16 protein-coding genes are annotated in these 18,536 nt (G+C 59.7%); 10 read left to right on the forward strand and 6 right to left on the reverse strand.

Translation table 11 applies throughout. From position 1 onward, the window contains the following. A partial coding sequence (locus AB5405_RS00650; RefSeq protein ID WP_368137218.1) for a PTS transporter subunit EIIC occupies positions 1 to 1,198 on the reverse strand: 1,198 nt, incomplete at its 3' end. A 357-nt stretch (positions 1,199 to 1,555) separates the two neighbouring features. Between AB5405_RS00650 and AB5405_RS00655 the strand changes: the two genes are divergently transcribed. The 7 genes from AB5405_RS00655 to AB5405_RS00685 all read left to right on the forward strand — a co-directional run bounded on the left by AB5405_RS00655 (position 1,556) and on the right by AB5405_RS00685 (position 7,726). Further along, positions 1,556 to 2,560, forward strand: a complete 1,005-nt coding sequence (locus tag AB5405_RS00655; protein ID WP_368137219.1) for a LacI family DNA-binding transcriptional regulator — start codon at positions 1,556 to 1,558, stop codon at positions 2,558 to 2,560. A 213-nt stretch (positions 2,561 to 2,773) separates the two neighbouring features. Then, on the forward strand, positions 2,774 to 3,112 hold the full coding sequence (locus AB5405_RS00660; RefSeq protein WP_006234827.1) for a PTS lactose/cellobiose transporter subunit IIA: 339 nt from the start codon (positions 2,774 to 2,776) through the stop codon (positions 3,110 to 3,112). A 285-nt stretch (positions 3,113 to 3,397) separates the two neighbouring features. Then, positions 3,398 to 4,411, forward strand: coding sequence for a hypothetical protein (locus AB5405_RS00665; RefSeq protein WP_368137221.1), 1,014 nt, complete (start codon positions 3,398 to 3,400; stop codon positions 4,409 to 4,411). A gap of 308 nt (positions 4,412 to 4,719) precedes the next feature. After that, on the forward strand, positions 4,720 to 5,148 hold the full coding sequence (gene lacA, locus AB5405_RS00670) for a galactose-6-phosphate isomerase subunit LacA (RefSeq protein WP_006234830.1): 429 nt from the start codon (positions 4,720 to 4,722) through the stop codon (positions 5,146 to 5,148). 63 nt (positions 5,149 to 5,211) lie between these two features. Continuing rightward, entirely contained in the window at positions 5,212 to 5,736 is a 525-nt protein-coding gene (gene lacB / locus AB5405_RS00675; protein ID WP_006234831.1) for a galactose-6-phosphate isomerase subunit LacB, read from the forward strand. 119 nt (positions 5,737 to 5,855) lie between these two features. After that, positions 5,856 to 6,737, forward strand: coding sequence for an aldose 1-epimerase family protein (locus AB5405_RS00680; protein ID WP_368137223.1), 882 nt, complete (start codon positions 5,856 to 5,858; stop codon positions 6,735 to 6,737). A 53-nt stretch (positions 6,738 to 6,790) separates the two neighbouring features. Next, entirely contained in the window at positions 6,791 to 7,726 is a 936-nt protein-coding gene (locus AB5405_RS00685) for a hexose kinase (RefSeq protein WP_152067580.1), read from the forward strand. Positions 7,727 to 8,069: 343 nt separating this feature from the next. On the opposite strand, the gene AB5405_RS00690 is transcribed toward AB5405_RS00685, so the two are convergent. From AB5405_RS00690 to AB5405_RS00700, 3 genes are all read right to left on the reverse strand, one after another. Then, positions 8,070 to 9,698, reverse strand: a complete 1,629-nt coding sequence (locus AB5405_RS00690) for a UDP-glucose--hexose-1-phosphate uridylyltransferase (protein WP_368137225.1) — start codon at positions 9,696 to 9,698, stop codon at positions 8,070 to 8,072. Then, entirely contained in the window at positions 9,689 to 10,894 is a 1,206-nt protein-coding gene (locus AB5405_RS00695; protein WP_368137226.1) for a galactokinase, read from the reverse strand. The genes AB5405_RS00690 and AB5405_RS00695 overlap by 10 nt, the downstream gene beginning before the upstream one ends. Before the next feature lie 124 nt (positions 10,895 to 11,018). After that, the gene (locus AB5405_RS00700) at positions 11,019 to 12,095 is read right to left on the reverse strand and encodes an aldose epimerase family protein (RefSeq protein WP_368137228.1); all 1,077 of its coding nucleotides are present in this window, start codon (positions 12,093 to 12,095) and stop codon (positions 11,019 to 11,021) included. A gap of 344 nt (positions 12,096 to 12,439) precedes the next feature. On the opposite strand from AB5405_RS00700, the gene AB5405_RS00705 reads away from it, so the two are divergent. Together AB5405_RS00705 and AB5405_RS00710 are read left to right on the forward strand one after the other, a co-directional pair. After that, positions 12,440 to 13,426, forward strand: coding sequence for a LacI family DNA-binding transcriptional regulator (locus AB5405_RS00705; protein ID WP_368137263.1), 987 nt, complete (start codon positions 12,440 to 12,442; stop codon positions 13,424 to 13,426). A 129-nt stretch (positions 13,427 to 13,555) separates the two neighbouring features. Beyond that, positions 13,556 to 14,716, forward strand: coding sequence for an FprA family A-type flavoprotein (locus tag AB5405_RS00710; protein ID WP_368137229.1), 1,161 nt, complete (start codon positions 13,556 to 13,558; stop codon positions 14,714 to 14,716). 64 nt (positions 14,717 to 14,780) lie between these two features. On the opposite strand, the gene AB5405_RS00715 is transcribed toward AB5405_RS00710, so the two are convergent. After that, positions 14,781 to 15,584, reverse strand: coding sequence for a DeoR/GlpR family DNA-binding transcription regulator (locus AB5405_RS00715; protein ID WP_368137230.1), 804 nt, complete (start codon positions 15,582 to 15,584; stop codon positions 14,781 to 14,783). A 334-nt stretch (positions 15,585 to 15,918) separates the two neighbouring features. On the opposite strand from AB5405_RS00715, the gene AB5405_RS00720 reads away from it, so the two are divergent. Further along, entirely contained in the window at positions 15,919 to 16,776 is an 858-nt protein-coding gene (locus AB5405_RS00720; RefSeq protein WP_022095149.1) for a class II fructose-bisphosphate aldolase, read from the forward strand. Positions 16,777 to 17,486: 710 nt separating this feature from the next. Here AB5405_RS00720 and vsr read toward each other — a convergent pair. Further along, positions 17,487 to 18,476 (reverse strand): DNA mismatch endonuclease Vsr, encoded by a 990-nt coding sequence (gene vsr, locus AB5405_RS00725; protein ID WP_368137231.1) that lies wholly within the window; start codon positions 18,474 to 18,476, stop codon positions 17,487 to 17,489. Positions 18,477 to 18,536 lie beyond the last annotated feature (60 nt).

Below are 18,536 nucleotides of genomic sequence, written 5' to 3' on the forward strand. Positions count from 1 at the left end.
GGGCGAGCATCACAAAGGCGAGCGGCTGGAAGCCCAAGCCCATGATGGTGCCGATGGGGCCGGGGACGGTCCAAGGCAGGGTGTACATAAAGCCGTTCATGCCCAAGAAGTCGATAAAGATCTTGAGGATCCAGATGTTGGCGATCGGGGCAAAGACAAACGGGACAAAGAAGACGGGATTGAGCACGATAGGTGCGGCGAACAGCAGCGGCTCGTTGACGGCAAAGCAGACGGGGACGATGGCGGCCTTACCGACGGCGCGCATCTCCTGAGACTTGGCCAGGAAGCAGAACATAAAGACCAGGACGAGCGTGGCGCCGGTGCCGCCCATGCAGACGACGAAGTACTGGGCACCCTGGGTCAGGACAGCAGAAGCGTGCTGACCAGCCTGGAACGCAGCCAGGTTGTCGGTCATGTTGGCAACGAGGGCGGCGGCGATGGTGGGCTCGACGATTGAGGGGCCGTGGACGCCCACGAACCAGAACAGGCTCATGGCGCCGTAGATCACAGCGAGGCCGATGTAGCCATCGGCAGCGGTGAACAGGGGCTGGAACACCTGGATGACGCCTTGGGCAAAGCAGAAGCCAAAAGCAGCGCGGAAGACGATGTCAAAGACCCAAAAGACGGTGATGCAGACGGAGAAGGGGATGATGTCCTTGAAGGTCTGCGAGATGTTGGGCGGAACCTGCTCGGGCATCTTGACGGTGATGTTGCGCTTAATGAAGAACTTGTAGATGATGCCGGTCACAAACGCAGCGATGAAGGCGGTCAGCAGGCCCTTGGAACCAAGGTAGGTGGTGTTGAAGCCGCTGGCGGCGTCCGTGGCGATGGTGTCGCTCGAAAGGAGCAAGAAGCCGATGATGGCCGCGCACATGCATGAGATGAAGTTGATCTGGTTGTTCTTGGGCAGATCGCGGTTCTGAGCGTCGGCGAAGTGCTTGGCCGTGGTGGCGGCGCAGGCGATGGCCAGGATGCCCATGGAGTAGTTGTAGCACTTCCACAGGGCGTTGTTGATGTCATCGGGCCAGTAGAAACCCCAGATGTTGGGAACCGAGGCTACCAGGCAGAAGATGGACGAGAAGATGATGATGGGGATGACGGAGATAAAGCCGTCGCGGATCGCCTTGAGGTACTTGTTGCGGGCGATCGCGTTGAAAAAGGGCTGGCCCTTTTCGATGATGGCGATGAGTTGCTCCATGCAATGCTCCTAAGAGTCGGTGGGTTAGCAACGATGGTAGCTTTTGGCGTTCGGTTGCCAAAATGTTGACGTTGCCATTTTGTGACACAAAAAAAGACGCGAACCGGTGGTTCCTGTGCCTGCGAACCGTCGATTCCTTACGCGTAAACGTTTGAGCCGCCCGGTGGCTCTGTGTTTGCACAATGGCAACGTTAACATTTGGGTACCAAAAGCCGTTCGGGGAAGCAAAAATGTCGGTGAACGGTAGGTTTTGGGTGGTGAGCGTATGGTGGGGGAGGCGTTGGATATACTTGAAGGCGTTAAAAATGACTGCGCAAGGTGCCACCAATGGCATCGTCGACATAGAAAGATCGACCTATGGCCGCTGTTAAAAAATCGGTATCCGTCAAAGACGTAGCGCGCCTCGCGGGCGTCTCGGAGCAGACGGTCTCGCGCACCGTGCACGATTCGCCCAGCGTGCGCCCCGAGACCAAGGAACGCGTGCGTGCCGCCATGCGCGAGCTGGGGTATCGCCCCAATTTTGCCGGTCGATCGCTGCGCCGCGGTAAGTTTAAGACCGTCGGCGTCGCCATGTTCAACATTACCGGCACCGGCAATCTCGACCGTATGGAGGGCTTTGCCGCCGCGGCCGACAAACATGGCTATGCCATCACCCTCACTAAAGTAGACGGGCATCCGTATACCCTCGAGAGCGCATCGTCGCGCATGAGCGCACTGCCGGTGGATGGCATGGTTGTGATTATGAACCGCATGCCGGCGGACTTTGGCACCTTCGAGCCGCTGCCCGGCATGCAGACGGTGCTCGTTACGATGCTGGAGCACCCGCTCTGTTCAACGGTCGATAACGACCAGTTCGATTGCTCGCGCCAGGTGGTCGAGTACTTGCTGGGGCGGGGGCACAAAACCGTGCACTTTATCTCGTGTCCCGAGCGCTCGCTTTCGGGCATGCGGCGCGAGGAAGGCTGGCGCGAGACATTGCGCGCGCATGGAATTGAGCCGCCGCGACTCGTCCGTGGGGATTGGACGGCACAGAGCGGATATGCTGCCGGTCAGGCTCTGGCGGAAGATCCGACCTGTACGGCCATTTATGCTTCCAACGATGCCATGGCATACGGCTGCATTCGCGGGCTCGAGTCATGCGGAAGGCGTGTGCCCGAGGACGTGAGTGTGGTGGGTGTTGATGACAGCCTGGGCGATATCGTGCCCGACCGTCGCCTGACCACGGTGCGCTTTGACAACAAGCGCGTCGGCATGTGGGCGGTCGACAAGATTGCCGACGCCGATGGGGGTGCGTCTGGCGTGGAGCACATGCTGATCCCCGGTGTGCTAGTAGAGGGCGATACGGTGCGCGATTTGCGTTAGGTGCGGTCCTGTTTGGGTTGCCGATAATTGTGTTTGATATTGTTCAGATTGGTTTAAAAACCGTTCACGGGCGAAAAGTGACCGTTCATAGCTCGAAATTACGTTTTGAGCTGTTCTTTTTTGTTTGAATGTTATTGTTTCTGTCATACACAACGCAGCGCGTATGCCCGGACGCGATGCTCTCCATTGGTTCATATGTGAAAGGAACGCAACATGGCAACCAAAGAAGAAATCTCGATGGTTGGATTCGAGATCGTCGCATACGCAGGTGACGCCCAGACCGATCTGCTTGCAGCGCTCGATGCTGCTCGCGAGGGTGACTTTGAGAAGGCCGAACAGCTGCACAAGGATGCCAGCGATGCGCTCATCGGTGCCCACGACACGCAGACCAAACTGCTTTCGCAGGAGGCCGGCGGTGGCGAGATGGAAATGACCTTCATCATGGCTCACGCTCAGGACACCCTCATGACCACTATGATCCTGGAGAAGCAGACCCGCTTTACCATCGATGCCTACAAGCGCATCGCCGAGCTCGAGGCCAAGCTCGCCTAACGAGCCCTCACAACCAAGTCCCCTTCCAAAAGCTCTGCCGCTACCCGCGGCAGGGCTTTTTCTGTCCTCCTCCAAGTTGCGGTGAAATAGGGACTGAATAGGGGCCGGCGGGCGCAAAACAACCCCTATTCCACCGCAACTCATCCCGAGACAGTCATTGGGGACGTTCTTAAACGACTAGTCGTTGGGGGCAGTCTTGGAGCTTCTGCACGCCCTCCCGTTCGGTTTTTCGATGGGTGGGTATACTTCCATCCGCAATGCAGGCCGGAATGAGGAGGTGTCCAAATGCCGGACAACGGATTGATTCAAAAGACAGATGCGCACGAGATGGCTCATGGGCGTCCTGTCCAGATAACCGAGCATACGACGGTAACCGAGCTGCAGCCCAGCCTGTCCGATGTCGTGTGCGCAAACAAAAAGCTGCAGATTGGCTTTATCGTTGCGCTCGTGGTACTGGCGCTGCTGTCGGGCTTTGTAGCTCGTCCGCATTTCGCCGATACCAAGACTTGGGACTCCACCATCGAGGTCATCGATCAAAAGAAGGGCAACGTTTTGGCGCTCACGACCTCGTGCGTCGCCCTATCTGCGGGTATAACTGCGCTGCCGGGCGATACGGGAACGCCAGTTGCCGAGCAGCTCGCGCAGCTTTCGGGAAACTTGGGTATCGTGCTTGCCGTGCTCTACCTCGAAAAATATCTGCTGACCATTTTATGGTCGGTCGGGCTGGGCATCCTGATTCCGTTCTCGCTCGTACTCTTCGCGGTGTCGCTTGGCATTCACGGACGCTGGAGCACGAGCGCGGTCATTCGCCGCGTGGCAACGCGTGTGCTGGTGGTCGCCATAATTGGCATGGCGTTGGTGCCTGCAAGCGTTTGGGTGTCGCAGAAGGTCGACGAAACGTATCGCGTTAGCATCGAGGCGGCCGAGCAAAAGGCGGCCGACGCTGCGAGTGCGGCAGATAGCGATAGCTCCAAAACAAGCAAGAAAAAGACCGAGTCCGCAGAGTCCAAGAGCGTGCTCGAGCAGCTTGCCGACGGTGCCTCGGGCCTCGTCACGTCGGTGACCAGCGGCGCCAAGCAGATGACCGATGAAATTGTGCAGCAAGTGACCGATCTCATCGAAGGCGTCATTGTGATGATCGTGACCTCGTGCGTTATCCCGCTGCTGGTGCTCGCGGCGTTTCTATGGCTGGGACACACGCTACTGGGGATTGATATTTCCGGCCCGGCGAACTATTTGACGGGCCGCTTTCTGAGTGCTCCGTCCAAGCATACCAAGAAGGGCGGGCAGTCCGAGTAACTAAAGCAGCCGTATATACCGGGGCATACCGCCGAAGGGCGGCCGAGATGCGTTCTCGGCCGCCCTTTTGTTTGGCGAATACGTGGCAGACTAGGCTTTACCCGATCCCAAACGGTCAGCAATCATCCGTGAACGGTATTTGTTCAAAAAAGAACAAAGATAAACAAATAGTTGTTGCAGTTGCTGTTCGAATGTGTTCAAATAAACATGAACAGTGAAGAACCGCACATTCAGATGCCCGGACCTGAACGCGATTCAACACTTCCAAACAGAAACTACGCACCTGCGTATCTCTCAAGGAGGATGTCATGAGGGTTGTAATCGCTTCCGATGCCGACGGTATGTCGATGAAGGAGTCCATCAAGGAGATGCTCATCGCCGACGGTCACGAGGTCGTCGACTATTCCGAGACCCCTGCCGCGGACTTTGTCGATTCCGCGACCGCCGTTGCCAAGGACCTGCTGGAGCACAAGGATTCCCAGGGCTTCGCATTCGATAAGTACGGCGTCGGCTCCTATATGGCCGCCGTCAAGATCAAGGGCATGGTCGTTGCCAACATTTCCGACGAGCGTTCCGCCTACATGACCCGCGAGCACAACGGTTCGCGCATGGTCACCATGGGCCCGGGCGTTGTGGGCACCGAGGTCGCCAAGAAGATCGCCCGCGAGTTCCTGCGCGCCCAGTACGCCGGCGGCCGTCACCAGATCCGTGTCGACATGCTCAATAAGATGGCCTAACGAGAGCCACCGAGAACTCGAACTTCTACCTCAACTTGTGAATTCAGACGAAAGGACGTTCTGATGAAGAAGACCATCGCAATCGGTTGCGACCATATCGTTACGGACGAGAAGATCTATCTGGCCGACCGCCTGGAGCAGGCTGGCTACAAGGTGCTCGACTGCGGCACCTACAGCCACACCCGTACGCACTATCCCATCTACGGTAAGGCCGTGGGCGAGGCTGTTGCCAGCGGCAAGGCCGACTTTGGCGTGGCCCTGTGCGGCACCGGCATCGGCATCACCAACGCCGTCAACAAGGTTCCCGGCGCCCGCTGCGCCCTGGTCCGCGACATGACCTCTGCCCTGTATGCTCGTCGCGAGCTCAACGCCAACATCGTGGGCTTTGGCGGCAAGATCACCGGCGAGTTCCTGATGGCCGATATCATGCTTGCCTTCCTGGAGGAGCCCTACGAGAAGACTCCCGAGCACGACGCCCTGATCGCCAAGATCGACGCCTGCAATAAGGCCGACGCCGAGGCTCAGGCTGACCCGCACTTCTTTGACGAGTTCCTCGAGAAGTGGGACCGCGGCGAATACCATGATTAGCGGGTATCCGGCGTAATTAACTAGTCCGTTGACGGCTCGCGTTTCTGTGAGGGGGCGCGGGCCGGTTTTCTATCAGCCCTATTGACTTGGCGGGCTGTCGTAAGAAAGGGAAGGCTCCTATGGAGTTTGTTCTTGATAACGGTTCTATCCGCGTAGCACTGAGTACGGCTGGCGGATCGTTCACTTCTATTACGGCCAACGGCCGTGAGTACCTGTGGCAGGGCGATCCGGCGGTGTGGTCGGGCCAGGCACCTATTTGCTTCCCGATCTGCGGCGGTCTTCGTGACGGTCGCGCAATGACCATGGGCGGCCGCGAGGTAAAGCTCGCCCGCCACGGCTTTGCGCGCAAACAGGAGTGGAAGCTCGAGGAACAGAGCGACAACATGGTTGCGCTGAGCCTAAGCTCTACCGACCATGCCGAGTTGCTCGAGCAGTACCCGTATCCGTTTAAGATCGTTGCTCGTTACACGATCGATTCGGAAAAGGTGGCCGTGTCGTACGAGGTGACCAATGAGGGCACCGAGGACATGCCGTTCTTTGTGGGCGGTCACCCTGGCTTTAAGTGCCCGCTCGACGAGGGCGAGTCCTATGACGACTACGAGCTTCGTTTTGAGCAGCGTGAGGCCACCGACCTCTGCACTGCCGTTCCCTCGACGGGCCTGATTGATGTTGAGCATCGCAGCAAGAACCCCATGATCGGCCAGAACCTGCCGCTTACCCATGAACTCTTTGACTTCGCGGAGACCATCTTCGACGTGCTCGAGAGCCGCGTAGTTACGCTGACCAAGAAAACCGAGGACAAGGGCGTGCGCCTGACGTTCCCCGATATGCCGTACCTGATTGTGTGGAGCAAGCCCGAGGGCGACTTTGTGGCTGTTGAACCGTGGGGTGGTCTGTCCACCTGCTCCGACGAGGACGATATCCTGGAGCACAAGCGCGGCTGCCTGGTGGCTAAGCCGGGAGAGACCGTCACCCGCGGCTTTGAGATCGAGATCCTTTAACGAGTTATCGTATGTTTGGGGCGGGTCATGCCGCCCCGGAACAGGAGTTCAACATGATTCTGACCGTTACCATGAACCCGTCGATTGATACGCGCTATCAGCTCGACAAGCTGATCATCGACGATGTTAACCGTGTGACGCCCGAAAAGACCGCTGGCGGCAAGGGCCTCAACGTGAGCCGTGTGCTGCTGCAGTTGGGCGACGATGTGCTCGCGACCGGTCTGCTCGGCGGCCACATGGGTGCCTATATGGCCGAGCTTATGGATGCCGACGGCGTCAAGAACGACTTTGTGCCCATCGCCGGTGAGACGCGCATTTGCCTGAATATTCTGCACGAGGGTAATCAGACCGAGCTTTTGGAGAGCGGCCCGCAGATCGCCCCGGCCGAGCTCGAGGCCTTTACGGCCAAGTTTGCCGAGCTTGCAGCGAAGGCGGACGTTGTGACGCTTTCGGGCTCGCTGCCGCGTGGTGTCGATGCCGGCTATTATGCCGAGCTCGTTAAGATCGCCGAGGAGGCGGGCGCCAAGGTGCTGCTCGACACCTCGGGTGCATCGCTGGAGGCCGCGCTGGAGTCCGATGCCAAGCCTGAGCTCGTAAAGCCCAACCTGACCGAGATTAACGGCCTGCTGGGTACGTCCTTTACGACCGATGATGTCGATGCCCTGCGCGAGGCGCTTGCCGCCGATGACCGCTTTGCCGGTATTCCCTGGGTTGTCGTTTCGATGGGCGCTGCCGGTTCGGTGGGCTTCCATGAGGGCCGCGCGTTCCGCGCCAAGACGCCCGCGATTGCGGCTGTGAACGCAACGGGTTCCGGTGACTCGACCATCGCCGGCTTTGCGCATGCCATTGCGGCTGGTGCCGACGACGTCACGGTGCTCAAGACCGCCAATACCTGCGGCAAGCTCAACGCCATGGATCCCAAGACCGGCCACCTGGTCATGGACCGCTGGGACGAGATCTACAACAGCGTTGTCGTGACTGAACTGTAGGGTTACGCGGTTTTACCAAACCGCGTAACGGCGCGACGCTGCAAACGCCCCTAAGCGGCAATCTGACGTTCAATCGTCGGGCATGACCAAAAGGTCAATGCCCTCCTCTTTCACGTTACCTTGCTCGCTTAGGGGCGTTTTCGCTGTCGTTGCCAAGACACCGGCGTTGCCTTGGTCGCAAGTAGTCATTGGGGACGCTCTTTAATGACTAGTCGTTTAAGAACGCCCCTTAAGAATGACCCCAATGACTACACTCAAAAACGGCGCCCGCCGGCGATGTTGCCGGCGGGCGCCGTTGTCTTGAAGACGAAATGATCCGTTTTCCTCCGTCCCCAAGGGATCATTACAGCGAGTCGATAAAGCGCTGCTGGGCGGCACGTCCTGCCTCGTCCCACTTAAAGACGCCGGCGTTGTCGAGCACGTGGCCAAACACCACGCCGACCTCCTCGTGCAGGATATCGATGGCGTTGTCGGCCGTAAGCTCGTCGGCGCGGCGGGCAAAGACATCCTCGGCCCATGCGGCGTGGCTGCGGCAAAGGTCGTCGCCCTCGAGTGCGGCGCCAAGGTCGTAGCTTGCGTCGACCTTGGCGGCCAGCAGGTGCTCGCGGACGGCGCCGAGCTCGGGAACCAGGCGTGGCGGCAAAATGGCCAGGCCCATGACCTCGATCAGGCCGATGTTCTCCTTCTTAATGTGGTGGTACTCGGCATGCGGGTGGAATACGCCCAGCGGATGCTCGTCAGTCGTGATGTTGCAGCGAAGCGCCAGGTAGGCCTCGTAGATTTCGCCGCCGGCATTGCCGCGGGAGTCGACGCGGCGGATGACGGGCGTCACGGTGTTGTGGGCCACGCCGTCGGCTGTGTGCGCGATGACGCCCACCGACTCATCGGTCCACTCGCGCCAGGCGAGGATAATCTTCTCGGTGGCGTCGAGCAGCTGGGCGCGGTCGTGCGAGCGCAGTCGCAGCACCGAAAGCGGCCACTGCAACACGGTACCGCTGACCTGGTCAAAGCCGGGCATGCTAAACTGCGAGACCTCGGCGGCGTGCATCATGGGGAACTCGTGCGCGCCGCCCTGGAAGTGGTCGTGCGACAGAATCGAGCCGCCCACGATGGGCAGGTCGGCGTTGGAGCCAATAAAGTAGTGCGGGAACAGGTCGACAAAGTCGAGCAGGCAGGTCAGGCCCTTGCGGTCGACGTGCATCGGGCGATGCTCGGAGCTCATGGCAATGCAGTGCTCGTTAAAGTACGCGTACGGGCTGTACTGGAAGCCCCAGCGCTCGCCGTCGAGCTGGATGGGAATAACGCGCAGGTTCTGACGGGCGGGATGAGCGCCGCCGTCGGCTGCGGCGGAGCGTCCGGGGTAGCCCTCGTTCTCGATGCAGAGCTGACAGGCGGGATACTTCTCGCCCGTGTTTTTGGCGGCACCGGCTGCGGCAATATCGCGCGGGTCCTTTTCGGGCTTTGACAGGTTGATGGTGATCTCCAGGTCACCCCAGTTGGTGGGGGTGTTCCATTTGATATTGCGCGCGATGGCGGCGCGGCGCACGTAGCCGGCGTCGCAGCACAGACCGTAGAACCAGTCGGTCGCGGCGCGGGGCTCGTTGACGCCCATGCGGCCGTCGAACTCCTCGTTTACAACCGAAGGCCTCGGCATGAGCGCGCCCATGATGCGCATGGCGATGCGGTCGCGGCCCGACGCCGTGTCCTCGGCGGCGCCGTTGGCAACGGCGGCCTCGGCAAGCGCGGCGAGCGTGCCCTCCAGGTCAAAGTCAGGCAGGGTATCGGGGTGCAAGAGCGAGAGTTTCTCAACTTGGAGTGCCCAAGTCATGTCGAGTGCGGGGCCCGTGGCGCCGATGCACTCCAAAATGGTGTTGTATGCCCAGATGCGATCGTCCTGGCCGATCATCGATCGGTGGATAGCGTACTCGATCAGGTTCTGCGCGGCCTCGCGCACGTCAGTCATTACAGCCATGCCGCGTAAGCCCCCTTGTCAGAGATGGCGTAGTGACGGGCAGAGCCTTCGCCCAGCCAGCCGTTCATCTTGGCGATGAAGGTGTCGACCAGGTCGAGCGGCACGAAGGCCTGGATGGTGCCACCAAAGCCGCCACCGTGGATACGAACGGCGCCACGGCCGTCGAGCACGTGCTCGGCCAGCGCCAGGGCATACATGGAAGGCTGCTCGGAGCCCAGCTTGGCAACGACATTCTGCAGGTACATGGCAGAGCTGGCGCCGGACTCGCGCGTCAGGACCAGGAACTGGTCGATGTCGCCGGCGTTCAGGGCTACCCAGCGCTTGTCGACCAGGCCGTTTTCGTACCAGTAGTGAACGGCGCGCAGGCAGGCACGGTCGCCCAGCTTGGCGCGCAGCTCGGGGAGCTTGGCGTCAAAGTCCGCCACGTTTACCTCGCACAGGCGTGCCTTGCCAAACTCGGCGGCGACGTCCTGCATCTCGCGCGGAACGGCGGCGTAGTCATCGGTGGCGGCCACGTGGTCGGCGCCGACCTTAACGAGCACGAGCGCATAGCCGTGATCCTCAAAGTTGAGCTCGAGCTTCTGGGTCTTAGGCTGAGCCTGATCCTCAAAGTCCATGTAGGCGAAGCCGCCCAAGCACACAGCGGCCTGGTCCATCAGACCGCAGGGCTTGCCGTAGTAGTTGTTCTCGGTGCGCTGGCTCATCTGAGCGAGCGTGACGGGCTCAATGGCGGGCGCGCCCCAGAGCGTCTCCATGGCACGACCGTACGCGGCCTCGACGGCGGCAGAGCTGGAAAGGCCGCCACCCGAGGGGACGGAGCAGGTGAAGGCGAAGTCGAAGCCGTGGGGCTCAACGCCAAGGGCTGCAATTTCGTGGGCCATACCACGCACGAGGCTTGCGGACGCGCCCTTCTCGGACTCCTGAACATCCAGTGTGTCGAGCGCGATCTCAAACGTGGGATAGCCCTCGTCGGCAACGCGGACCTTGTTGGAGTCGGTTGCCACGGCGATGCCGTCGACGGCGACATCGAGCGAGCCGGCGATAACATGACCGCCCTCGTGATCGGTGTGATTGCCGCTGATCTCGGAACGCCCGGGCGCGTGCACGTAGAGCACCTGGCGATCGCCGATGGGGCCAAACTCCTCCTCAAACAGCTTGGTGAGCGTGGCGAGTGTCTTTTCGTCGGGGGCGGTCATGGTGTCTTCCTTTCTTGGTTATCCCGAGTTACCGGGCTTTGCTTATGAGTACGTAAACATATCAAGGTGCGAGGGAGTAGACGGGAGTCATAACGCTGCTCCCTCGCACCTCGACGAGGGTGGGTTAACAAATCGTCGCGAATCGGTAGACGATCGTCGAGCTAAATGGGTGGTCAGGCGTGCAGACGGGATGCGCCCAATCTGTGTGATGGTTGTTGTCAGGCCAAAACTCGGGCTCAAATGCGACGCCGTCGCGAGGACCGTAACTGCAGCCGTCTTTGGCGTCGATATCGCTGAGCCAGTTGCCGGTATACAGATGCGCGCCCGGTGCGGTTACGAAGATGTCGAGCGTGCGGCGCGAGTTTGGATCTTGCAAGCGCAGTGCGTGGCGCGGGTCGGCATCGGGGGTAAAGTCATCCAGGCAGAAACAATGGTCAAAGCCCCGTGCAATCTTGAGCTGCTCGTCGTTCGCCTCGATGTCGCGGCCGAGCGCCTTGGGTGCGCGGAAATCGAATGGCGTGCCGGCCACGGGGCGAACCTCGCCAGAAGAGACGTTGTCCTGGCGCTGGGGGAGGAAAGCCTCGGCGTCGATAGTCGCGATCTGGTCCAGAACCGTGCCGGCATCGTGCCCCGCAAGGTTGAAGTACGTGTGGTTGGTCATGTTGACGAAGGTGTCGGCATCGGTAACGCAGCTTTGCGTGCAGGTGAGCTCTGCGGCACCCGTTGGCCCTGCCTGCAGGACATAGGCAACGGTAAAGGTGCGGTTGCCCGGGAGGCCCAGTTCGCCGTCTTTCAGCTCGCAGGTAAAGCTCACCGTGTTGGTAATCTCGTCGACTGTGGCGTTCCACACGCGCTTATGAAGGCCACGCACAAGGTCGGTGTGCAGATTATTGGCTTTGTCAGGACCATCGTTGCATGCCATCTGATAGACCGTGCCGGCAATCTCGATTTGGCCCTTATCCGTTCGGTTGGCCGAAGGGCCAATAGTTCCGCCGTAGCACGCCGGATTGTCGAAGTAGCCATCGAGGGCATCGAAGCCGAGCACGATGTCGGCAACATCGCCTGAGGCATCGGGAACCTCGATGCCAAGGATGGTCGCGCCATAGTCCATGACGCGCACGCGGGCACCTGCGCAAACAAGGTTATAGGCCGTAACCGGCGAGCCGCTGGGGGCGGTGCCGAACGGAGTTGTGGTAATCATGAGCGTCCTTTCGAATACGACGCCATGGCCTGCGCGCTCGGAGCGCAGGCCATCTTGGTATCGGTGTGTTTATGCTTTATGTTAACGTACTCATAACCTGGAACCACGGACTTCTTCGCTTTCCTGCAATCGGTCGAAAATGAGCCGTGAACGGTATTCGGGTGGTGTTGAGGGCGCTGCATAACTGCTGATAGGTATAGTAGAATACGTTAACATTATCGATAGACAACATAGCCTCCCGTGTGACCAGCAATTTCGCATGGGGTATTTAGGCTTCCTACAGGAGCGAAGGTGATTTTGTGGCAAGGCGCCCTTCCAACGACACGGGTTCGCGTCCGGTTTCCATGGTCGACGTTGCCCGCGCTGCCGGTGTTTCGCAGCAGACGGTTTCGCGCGTTGCCAACGGATTGCCCAACGTGAATGAGCAGACGCGTCAGCGTGTGCAGGCAGCCATGCAGGAGCTCGGTTTCCGTCCGAGCTATGCCGGTCGCTCGCTGCGCGATGGCCGCTACCATTCGGTCGGGCTGTGCGTTAACGACGTCACCAAGTTCGGTAACCTGACGATGATCGACGGCATTGCCAGTGCGGCCCGCGAACGCGGTTGTGCTATCACACTGGTCGAGATGTCCAAGACCGAGGAGTTTTCGCTTGCCGAGGCTACTCGTCGCATGGCAGCGCTGCCAGTGGATGGCATCATCATCGGCATGAGCCGACTGGCGCCCGACTTTGAGACGTTTGCGCCTCTGCCGGGCATCGGCACGGTCATCGTCACCATGTATGCTCACCCGCGGGTAACCACGGTCGATTCTGACCACTATGGCTGCTCTCTACTGCTTATGGATCATCTGTTTGAGCTGGGCCACGAGCAAATTCGCTTTATCGGCGGTCCGTCCTTCTCGGTCGACGAACAGTTCCGCCGGGCTGGTTGGAGAGATTCTCTCGAGCGCAGGCATATCAAAATGGCTGAACCGCTCGAGGGTGACTGGTCTGCCAACAGCGGTTACGAGGCCGGCAGATATCTGGCCGAGCACGACCGCACCATGACGGCGATTTACGCGGCAAATGACCAGATGGCAAACGGTGCGATCGCTGCGTTGCGCGACAACGGATTGCGTGTGCCCGAGGACGTGAGCGTGGTGGGCGTCGATGACTCGCTCGACGACTTTGTCGCGCATAACGAGCTCACGACCGTGCGATTCGATCTACATCAGCGCGGACGCGAGGTATTCGAGCATGCGGTTCCCAAGGCGGGGGCAACGGGCAAGACTGTTGCCATTCGTATTCCGGGCAAGCTCATCGTTCGGCACACCACGGCAGAGCCTCGCGTATAGTTTTTGCAGGTCAAAAGCGGTATATTCCGCATCAATAACAATCGGTAAGGATGCTGGCAGATAGCCGTGGCTGCGAGGGCGAGTGTTATGATAGACGGGTTCTTTTGTCTATCAAGGAGGCTTTGCCTGATGGAGATCACCAAGGATATCCGCTACATCGGCGTCGACGATCACGACATCGATCTGTTCGAGGGCCAGTACGACGTGTCCGAGAATGGTATGGCATACAACAGCTACGTTATCTTGGGCGATAAAATCGCTGTCGCCGATTCGGTCGACGCTGGCTTTGTCGACGAGTGGCTCGGCAACCTCGAGGCCGTGCTCGATGGCCGTACGCCCGACTACTTGGTCGTTCATCACATGGAGCCCGATCACTCCGCCGGTATCGCCGCCTTTATGGAGCGCTATCCCCAGGCGCAGATTGTGGCAAGCATGGGCGCTTTCCGCATGATGGTCAACTACTTTGGCACCGACTTCCCCGAGCGCAAGATGGTCGTCAAAGATGGCGACGTGCTCGACCTGGGCGGCCACAGCCTAACCTTTGTCGGTGCCCCCAATGTTCACTGGCCCGAGGTGCTCTTCTCCTACGAGGCCACCGACAAGGTGCTCTTTAGTGCCGACGGCTTTGGCAAGTTTGGTGCCAACGACATCGAGGATCCCGAGGGCTGGGCTTGCGAAGCGCGCCGTTACTACTTTGGCATCGTGGGCAAGTTCGGCAAGTTTGTGCAGGCCGTGCTCAAGAAGGCCGCCAATCTGGACATCCAGATCATTTGCCCGCTTCACGGCCCCGTGCTGACCGAGAACCTGGGCTATTACCTCGACACCTACAACACCTGGTCGAGCTATCAGCCCGAGGACGAGGGCATCACGATTGCCTATGCGAGTGTGTATGGGCATCTGAAGGCTGCCGTTGAGGAGCTCGCATCTGCGCTCGAGGCCCGCGGCCAGAAGGTCTCCGTCTTTGACTTGGCTCGCGATGATATGGCTGAGGCCGTTGAGGACGCGTTCCGCTACGACCGCCTGGTGCTCGCCTCCATCACCTATCAGGGCGAGATCTTCCCGTTCATGAGCACCTTTATCCATACGCTTGCCGAGCACGCCTATCAGAACCGTACAGTTGCGCTCGTCGAGGCCGGTTCCTGGGCGCCCGCCGCTGCCAAGGTTATGACCAAGGAGCTCGAGGGCATGAAGGACATCGCCCTGACGCAGAACAAAGTGACCGTCATGGGTTCGCTCAACGACGCATCGCGCGCCCAGATCGAGGCCCTCGCCGACGAGCTTTCCAAGTAGCGATATTTCGCTTTTGACGCTCAACCACCACAAAGGGGACAGGCACCTTTGTGGTGGTTTTTGTTTAAGCGCCAGCGATGAGGAGATTTGGGCGGGCGTCGTCGACGATCTCGGCGATTGAGGTGGCAACGGCATGATCGGGGTCACGGTCCATCACGATGGTGTCGACATCTGCCAGCTCGGCAAAGCGGTACATGCCGCGTCCGTTAACCTTGCTGGCGTCCATGAGGGCGACGCTTTGATGGGCTGCGGCGATCATAGCCGTTTTGGTCTCGGCCATTTGGGGAAAGTCGGTCGTAAAGCCGCAGCGGGGGACAAAAGCGCTGGGGCACATGACGGCAAGGTCGGCGTGGACCATTTGGAGCGCCTGCATGGTAAGTGGACCGTACAGATAGCGATGACCTTTGCGCAGTGCCCCACCCAGCATGACGACATCGACCGAGGGCATGCTCTCGTCGATGTAATCGGCGATGGTAATGTCGGCCGTGATGACGGTGATGCCGTCGCGCTGATCGAGGAGCCGGACGAACTCGAGCGCCGTGGTGCCCGAGTCGACAAGCAGCGTGTCGCCATTGCCGACGAGCTCGATGGCGCTTTGCGCGATGGCCTGCTTGGCGGCGACATTGACGTTGATGCGGCGATCCTGGGTGGATACGGTCAGTCGCTTCTGGAGAGACACGGCGCCACCATGCGTGCGGCGCAACTTGCCGGACTCGGCGAGTGAGTCCAGGTCGGCGCGAGCGGTGACAGAGGATACGCCAAAGGTCTGGGCGATTTCTGCCACCTGCACCGAGGCGTTATGCTCGAGCATCTCCATGATGGCGGCACGACGCTCATCGGCGAAGGCTCGGGTTGTCGCATGGGACATGGCTGCTCCATTCTCGGCTAAATTTGTAGGAATTGTGTTGAGTCTATTTTCGTTCATTTTCTTTTTGAGTAAGAAAACGCCTTTCGATTACTTATCTTTTCTATAAAAGAAAGACGCTGAACGCCCAAAATTCAATATCGAATACGCCCACTCGGCTCCAATTCCTTCCGTTTACTTTTCAAAAACGACTGTATTGACCTGCATGGGCTCAATATCTCGCACATGCAAAGCCGCTGAATTTCATACAATGGAAGCAGCAAAACGCAAGGTAAAACGCCTTGCGGACACGTACGCCCGATGTCCAGATGCGGGCGAGGGAGAGGAGCAAACGCTCATGGCACTTGTTACCACCGAAAAGATGCTCAAGGACGCTCAGGCCGGCCACTACGCCGTCGGCGCGTTCAACGTCGAGAACCTCGAGTTTGTTATGGCCGTTCTGGCCGCTGCCGAGGAGACCAAGTCCCCCGTCATCATGCAGACCACCCCGGGCACCATCAAGACCGCTGGTCTGGACTACTTCTACGGCATGGTCAAGGCTGCCGCCGAGCGCGCTTCCGTGCCCGTCGCCCTGCACCTCGATCATGGCGATGGCTATGACCGCTGCATGCAGGCTTTCCGCACTGGCTACACCTCTGTCATGATCGACGGTTCGCACGAGTCCTTCGAGGACAACATCGCCCTGACCAAGTCCGTCGCCGACGCTGGCCGCGCCATGGGTGTGCCCGTCGAGGCCGAGCTCGGCAAGGTTGGCGGCAAGGAGGACGACGGTCCCGCGGTTGAGGGCGAGAGCCCCTACACCGATCCTGCCGAGGCCAAGGAGTTCGTCGAGCGCACTGGCTGCACCTCGCTGGCCATTGGCGTTGGCACCAGCCACGGCGTGTACACGAGCGATCCGCACATCGAGCAGTCCGTGGTCAAGGCCATCCGCGACGCCGTCGACGTGCCGCTGGTTCTGCACGGCACCTCCGGTGTGCCCGATGAGCAGGTTGCCGAGGCTGTGAAGAACGGCATCTGCAAGGTTAACTACGCCACTGAGCTGCGTCAGGCCTACACCAAGGGCTTCATGGCCTACATGGCCGAGAACCCTGCCTGCTTCGATCCTAAGAAGCCGGCCAAGGAGGGTATGCGTGAGATTACCGAGCTGGTTAAGATCCGCATGACCAACCTCAACTCTGTGGGCAAAGCGGAGTAACAGCAAGGGTACTCCGATCCCACCGGACGGCTTGGGCGGGTCCCCGTACTTAGTTTCCAAAACGTCCTCGCGCATGAAGGCCCCCGTTGCCTCGCTTCTACGAAGCGTTGGCGACGGGGGCCTTCGCGCTGCGGAATGATTTTGGAAACTAAGTACGGGGACCCGCCCAAGCCGTCCTGCTCGATTGCCCTTGTGGCGTTAGGGCGGAAATGGGTGGGGCGTTAGGGCTTCTTTGCTGATGGGGGATTAGTATGCCCGGGCTTGGTTGGGGAAGGTTTTGTCTAGGGATGCTTGGAGCTTTTCGAAGGATGCTCGCAGGTTGAGTTCCTGGTCGGTTGAGCGTTTGGTTTTTGTGGTGGGGGAGTCGAGGAGGCCGTTTCTCTGTGTCGGGGGGAAGGAGAAAAGGTTTGCATGATTTAGGGATGGCTGCTGTGCTGCGTCGTTGGAAGAATGCATGCTTATGCGGCCTCCTCGATGTCCACCAAAAGGTTGCGCATGGGGTGTGCTGCTAGGTCCCGTGCGCTGGCAGTATTATGCCGCGGCTGCTGCAAAGAAGCGCTAAAGAAAGGCTTAACCTGGTTTGGTTTTACGATGAAACTGCAGGTCAGAAGTATCGAGTAACACTCTTGAAAGGTTTTGAGCTTAAGGGCTTTCTAAGGTTTGTGGTGCGGATGTGGCTCGCCTGTGCGGGGCGTGTGGATGGCTCGTTCTTAGCGCTGCGGCTCTGCGGCGCGCACCTGCTCGATGACTTTTTCCATCGTGGCGTCGATGCGGTCTTTTTTGAGCTCGCATTCCCAGATGGTTATGGGTGTCCAGCCCATTTGGGTAAGCGCGGAGATGGCGGCTCGGTCGCGCTCGACGTTGCGACGGAACTTTGCCTCCCAAAATTCAACATTGCGCTTGGGCTGGCTCGGGTTGCACTTGGGGCAGCGATGCCAAAAGCAGCCGTTGACGAAGATGGCGATCTTGCGCCCGGGAAAGGCGATGTCGGGCTTTCCGGGCACCTTCCATTCCAGACGGTATCCCGTAAGGCCTGCGGCGCGCAGGCGCTGGCGAACGAGCAGCTCGGGTTTGGTGTTCGCACGCTTGTTGCCCTTCATGGATTTTTTGATGGCGGCGCGACGGCGCACGAGCTCACGCTCGTCGGCGGAGAGGTCCGAGGTGTCGATGCCGTCCAGCAGGCCGGGCTTGGGGCGCTTTTTGCTGCGGCGCTTAGGTGCGCGCTTGGGCTTGGCGACGGGGCGTTCGGTCGTGGTGGCCTCGGCGTCGTTGGCAGTGCTGTTGGCCTCAAGCCGATCTTCCTTCAGCTCAATCAGGGCATCAATAAGCCCCTTGTCGGCGGGCATCCATTCCACCGTGGCAAGCGAGGTGCGCGGAATCCAGCGGATATCGAGCTGGCGGTCGTGCTTCTGAGGCTCATCGGATTCATCGGCGAGCGAGCAGTAGTAGCACTCCATCGAGAGATGAAAATCGGGGTAGTCGTACTCAACGGTATAGAAATCACGCAGGTTGGTGACTTTGACCTGCAGCTCTTCCATGAGCTCGCGGCGTACGGCGTCCTCGGGCGTCTCGCCGCGCATGAGCTTGCCACCGGGGAACTCCCAAAGTCCCTGCATGTCGCCATAGCCGCGCTGCACGGCAAGCAGCTCGTCAGATCCTTCCTTGCGGATGATCCCAACGGCAACATGAACAGTCTTCAACAGGAGTCCTCTCTCAACATCAACACGTGGCAGGGTAGCTGCCCCTACCTTACACAACGG

This window comes from Collinsella aerofaciens, assembly GCF_040920445.1.
Classification (GTDB): domain Bacteria; phylum Actinomycetota; class Coriobacteriia; order Coriobacteriales; family Coriobacteriaceae; genus Collinsella; species Collinsella aerofaciens_BH.